This window comes from Bacteroidota bacterium (assembly GCA_030706565.1).
Lineage (GTDB): Bacteria > Bacteroidota > Bacteroidia > Bacteroidales > JAUZOH01 > JAUZOH01.
This window is the reverse complement of record JAUZOH010000310.1, coordinates 1-4,565: the sequence shown is the minus strand read 5'-3', so window position 1 is coordinate 4,565 and position 4,565 is coordinate 1. Positions and strand designations below refer to the sequence as shown.

The following is a 4,565-nucleotide window of genomic DNA, read 5'->3' as shown; positions in this document are numbered from 1 at the left end:
CGTTTGAAGCACCGGTAATTAAAGCTGTTTCCATTACATTCTTATTTTCTGGTGACGGATCGTTTTGTGCCGTCTTAGTATAAAGTATTTAAAGCAAATATAAAATGTTTTTAACTATCTGGTTTTTATTTTTCCTTGAAGTCAGGAAAATCGTTTGCATTTTATTTCTATTCTTTCTGTAAAAAGAGTAATTTCAAGCGGAATTTAAATTTTGAATTCTTGTGTAAATCATTAACAAACAAACTAATAGCTAAAAAACATTGTCATGCAAACAAAAGCTCTCCGTTTATACGGGAAAAAGGATTTGAGGCTGGAAACATTCGATCTGCCTGAGATGAAAGATGATGAGATACTTGCCAAGGTGATATCAGACAGTATTTGTATGTCGACTTATAAAGCCTCTTTACAGGGAAATGAACACAAAAGGGTACCCAAGGATATTGATGTCAATCCTACTATTGTGGGGCATGAGTTCTCCGGTGAAATCATTGAAGTCGGCGAAAAATGGAAAAAACTTTACAAACCTGGTCATCGTTTTACTGTTCAACCCAATATGAACTATATGGGAAAGGGATATGCCCCGGGCTATTCCTTTAAATATTACGGCGGTGATTCCATGTATATCGTTATCCCCAAAGAGGTGATGGAAGGGGGATTTATGCTGGAATATAAGGGTGATGCCTTTTTTAAAGCTTCACTGGCAGAGCCTATGTCATGTATTGTCGCTGCTTTTCACGCTTCTTACCATACGGTTTTTGGAAAATATGTCCACAATATGGGCATTGTCGAAGGCGGAAAGATGGCCATGCTGGCAGCCGTTGGCCCAATGGGCATGGGTGCCATTGATTATGCCATTCATTGTGACCGCAGGCCTTCCTTATTGGTAATTACCGATATAGACGACAGCCGCCTGAAAAGGGCAGAATCGGTTTTTAATGAACAGGTAGCCAAAGAAAGTGGAGTCGATATCCGGTTCGTTAATACCAGGGATATTGAAAAACCTGATGAATATTTAAGAAATTTGGCCGGAGGCAACGGCTTTGATGATGTGTTCGTATTTGCCCCGGTCAAACCGGTTGTGGAATTGGGCGGGAAACTGCTTGGACAGGACGGCTGCCTGAATTTCTTTGCCGGGCCTACCAATAAAGAATTCTCTGGCGAATTTAATTTTTATAATGTCCATTATTTATCTACTCACGTAGTGGGCACCAGCGGCGGAAATACCGATGATATGATTGAATCGCTTGATATGATGAGCTGTGGGAAAATCAACCCTGCTGTGATGATCACTCATGTGGGGGGGTTAAATGCTGCTGCCCAAACTACTCTGAATCTGCCCAATATCCCGGGGGGAAAGAAGCTTATTTATACTCATGTCAATCTCGAACTTACTGCTATTGATGATTTTGAAGCCAAAGGCAAGACGGATCCTTTGTTTGCCGGCCTGGACGAAATAGTGAAGAGAAATAACGGTTTCTGGTGTGGTGAAGCAGAAAATTATTTGCTGGCCCATGCACCTCAATTATAAAAGCTTGGGATCAATAACAAAAAAGGCGCTGAAAGAAGCGCCTTTTTTGTTATTGAATATTTCTTGAGTTTTACCAGTTCAGAATTTTCTTGAAATCGTATTCTTCAGGATTGGGAACAAATTTCTTTGCAGCTTCATAGTCTGCAGGAGTGATATAGTGCAATCCTTCGTTGAATTCGATCTGGATTTTTTCGGAAGCAATGTTTACCAGACGTGGACGAACTTTACCCGAAGCATCTTCAACATCTTTCAGGAAAAGTGGAGATATTTTCCCGTCCTGGTCAACGGTTACCATACATTCTTTTTTGCCTTCGAGGAAAAGTTTCTTAACCCCCATACCCAGCTGGCTGCAGTACATCATATCGTAAGCTACAGGTGGGCAGCACCTCAATTCGTAACCCATTTCCTCGGGACGGCTTTTAATTACAATACCGAGTTTTTTCAGTCTCTTTTGTACAAGTTGATTGAAAATATGAGATTTGCTCAGGTTGCCCAGTTCGGGATGTCCGTGTTCATCATAAGTGAAGTTAATTCCCGAGTTTTTGATTTCATCGTCACTCATGAAGTGGAATACGCCTTCGCTAATGATTACAGCACCATAAGGGATGTCCAGAATTTCTCTTTTCAAAATGGCTGAAACAACCAGCGAAACAATCTTGTCGATGGTGGCTTCGGTTTTGTTGAACATTTCCGGGATAATAATCATGGGGTAGTGGCAGGCAGCGCCAATGCCAAAGGCCAAATGGCCGGCTTCACGTCCCATAGCAGAAACAATAAACCAATTGCCGCTTGTACGTGCATCTTCATAAACGGTTGAGGCAATCCTGACACCTTCGCTCATGGCCGATTCAAAGCCGAATGTAGGTATCCCTTCCGGCAAAGGCAAATCGTTATCGATGGTTTTGGGAACATGGATGTTCGAGATGGTTATATTTGCTTTTTCCAGGAACTTGCCGATACGGTTTGCTGTTGAAGCAGTATCATCGCCGCCAATGGTAACCAACAATTTTACATTGTTCTGAACAAAGAAATCTGTGTTGAATTCTTCGTCTTTAGGTTTATATCGGCTCATTTGAAGGACAGAACCTCCCAAAGTGCTGATTTTATCAGCAAAGGCAAAAGTTAATTCTTCGAAATGCGGATTTTTTGAAAAAAGAGTCTTGTAACCTTCGTGTAGTCCTAATACTCTATATCCATTTAACAAGAATGTTTTTGCTACTGAACTGATAACGGTATTTATACCAGGAGCAGGTCCTCCTCCACACAAAATTGCAATTGATTGTTTCATTTTTTTCTTTATTTAATATGTTTCTAAATACTATGCAAAAAAACGGACTTAGACCTTAAGCTATAAGTCTTTGTCTTACATTTATTTATTCATGCATAAAAGAAAATTCATGCATGAAAATTTAAGCTTGCAAAGTTTGTAAAACTATCAAAATAAACCAACTTTTTCTTTACATTTTAAACTGAATCCTGAAGGAAAAATATCAATAAACGTTAAACTCTTTGTGAAAAATGCTTTTTTGCTGTTTCGTAACCTTATATTTTATTCGGTTTTCTATATAAAATTTATTACCTTTTAAGCAATTAATAAGGAAAAATGAAATATTGCTAATTAATTTATTAATAAATGATTACTGAAATATCAGGGTGGGTTTAGATGGGTCAGGGTGAGTTAAATTGATTTCTAAAACTTTTTTATTATGAAGAATAAACAGCATTGTCCGGGATTATTAATTTTATATGTTGAGTTTAAATTGAAAAACAAGGTTTTAAATCATTTGTTCCTTTTGTCCTGGATTTTGATTTTGGTAACCCGGTTCGCTTTGGGTAATCCAGTTATCAGGGACCATCAGATTGATTCCCTCCGGATCATAACCACTAAAGGAGCCTATATCAGCAGTTGCCGTCCCGATTTTTGTAATCCGGTAGGAAAAGGAGATTTCTTTTTCCTTGGAAAAATGCGCGAGGGCAATTATCCTTCCTGCAATGATAAATTTTTGATTTACTGGGATCTTGAACAAATACCCAAACATGCCCAGATTTTGAAGGCCGTTATGCGCTTATATTGCCTCCAGATGAAAGGTGATGTCAACGGTAAATTGCAATATGAGAAGATTACAGAAAATTGGGAATCACTGGTGACTTATTCAACCCAACCCCAGAGTGATACTGTGGAAGGGCTATTTTCCAGATGGCCCCGGGCCGATCGCTGGTTTGATGTGGATATCACGCCTTTTGTCAAGGATTGGCTCAACGGCAAAATCGAAAACAATGGACTGATCGGATCTGTCAGCAAGGGGACGAAAAATGCCACGGCCATATTTGCCTCTCCCAACTATTCCAACAGTATTTTCAGGCCACAATTGATTATATACTATAAGAAATAATGGGTTAGGCTGTTTTTTACCTGTGAAACCCCTCTCCAATAAATTTCAATCCGTCGGGAAGTCCTGTCCTCCAGTAGGTCCAGGTATGCGCTCCGTCACGAACGCGGTATTCATGGGGTATGTTTAAGTCTCGCATCAGGATGTGCAGGTTTTCATTCCCTTTGTAAAGGTGATCGTCGTCTCCACAGTCTATGTACCATCTGACGGAGGTTGTTTTAACCTTCGGAAGTGTTTTCATCAGGTTGAGTATGCTGTGATCTTGCCAATAAGAAGTAAGCCTTTCCCGCCCTTTAAGGTTTATATCAGTCAATTTTGAAAACCTTCTGGCGTATTCGCTGCCCGCCATTGCAACAAGTTCATCGTCCGTGAAAACAGCGGCACTGAAGGCTACGCATGAGGAAAACAAATCGGGATGCAACAAAGCATTTATAAGTGCCCCGTATCCGCCCATCGAAAGTCCGGCTATGGCGCGGAATTCTTTTGCCGGCCTTGTCCGGTAAGTGGCGTCAATGTATGGAATAAATTCCCGGGTGAACATATCGTTCCAGCGATACTGGTTCTGGCTGTCATTGATATACCAGGTTACGCCGCCATCGGGCATTACAATGATCACCGGAGGAATTTCCCGCTCTGCAATGGCTTTG

4 protein-coding genes are annotated in these 4,565 nt (G+C 40.5%); 2 read left to right on the top strand and 2 right to left on the bottom strand.

Going from position 1 to position 4,565, the window contains the following annotated elements; genetic code table 11:
* The first annotated feature begins 265 nt into the window (after positions 1–265).
* The gene (locus Q8907_13130) at positions 266–1,528 is read left to right on the top strand and encodes a zinc-binding dehydrogenase (GenBank protein ID MDP4275213.1); all 1,263 of its coding nucleotides are present in this window, start codon (positions 266–268) and stop codon (positions 1,526–1,528) included.
* Positions 1,529–1,598: 70 nt separating this feature from the next.
* On the opposite strand, the gene Q8907_13125 is transcribed toward Q8907_13130, so the two are convergent.
* Positions 1,599–2,816, bottom strand: a complete 1,218-nt coding sequence (locus Q8907_13125) for a 6-phosphofructokinase (protein MDP4275212.1) — start codon at positions 2,814–2,816, stop codon at positions 1,599–1,601.
* Between the two features lie 418 nt (positions 2,817–3,234).
* On the opposite strand from Q8907_13125, the gene Q8907_13120 reads away from it, so the two are divergent.
* A complete protein-coding gene (locus Q8907_13120; GenBank protein MDP4275211.1) occupies positions 3,235–3,921 on the top strand; it encodes a DNRLRE domain-containing protein in 687 nt (228 codons plus the stop codon).
* A 16-nt stretch (positions 3,922–3,937) separates the two neighbouring features.
* Here Q8907_13120 and Q8907_13115 read toward each other — a convergent pair.
* Positions 3,938–4,565: alpha/beta hydrolase family protein (locus tag Q8907_13115; GenBank protein ID MDP4275210.1), on the bottom strand; the 628-nt coding region annotated here is incomplete at its 5' end.

What these genes read in the sequence shown, in the direction of transcription:
- Q8907_13130 (MDP4275213.1), top strand. Translation starts at nt 266, where the DNA reads ATGCAAACAAAAGCTCTCCGTTTATACGGGAAAAAGGATTTGAGGCTG.
- Q8907_13125 (MDP4275212.1), bottom strand. Translation starts at nt 2,816, where the DNA reads ATGAAACAATCAATTGCAATTTTGTGTGGAGGAGGACCTGCTCCTGGT.
- Q8907_13120 (MDP4275211.1), top strand. Translation starts at nt 3,235, where the DNA reads ATGAAGAATAAACAGCATTGTCCGGGATTATTAATTTTATATGTTGAG.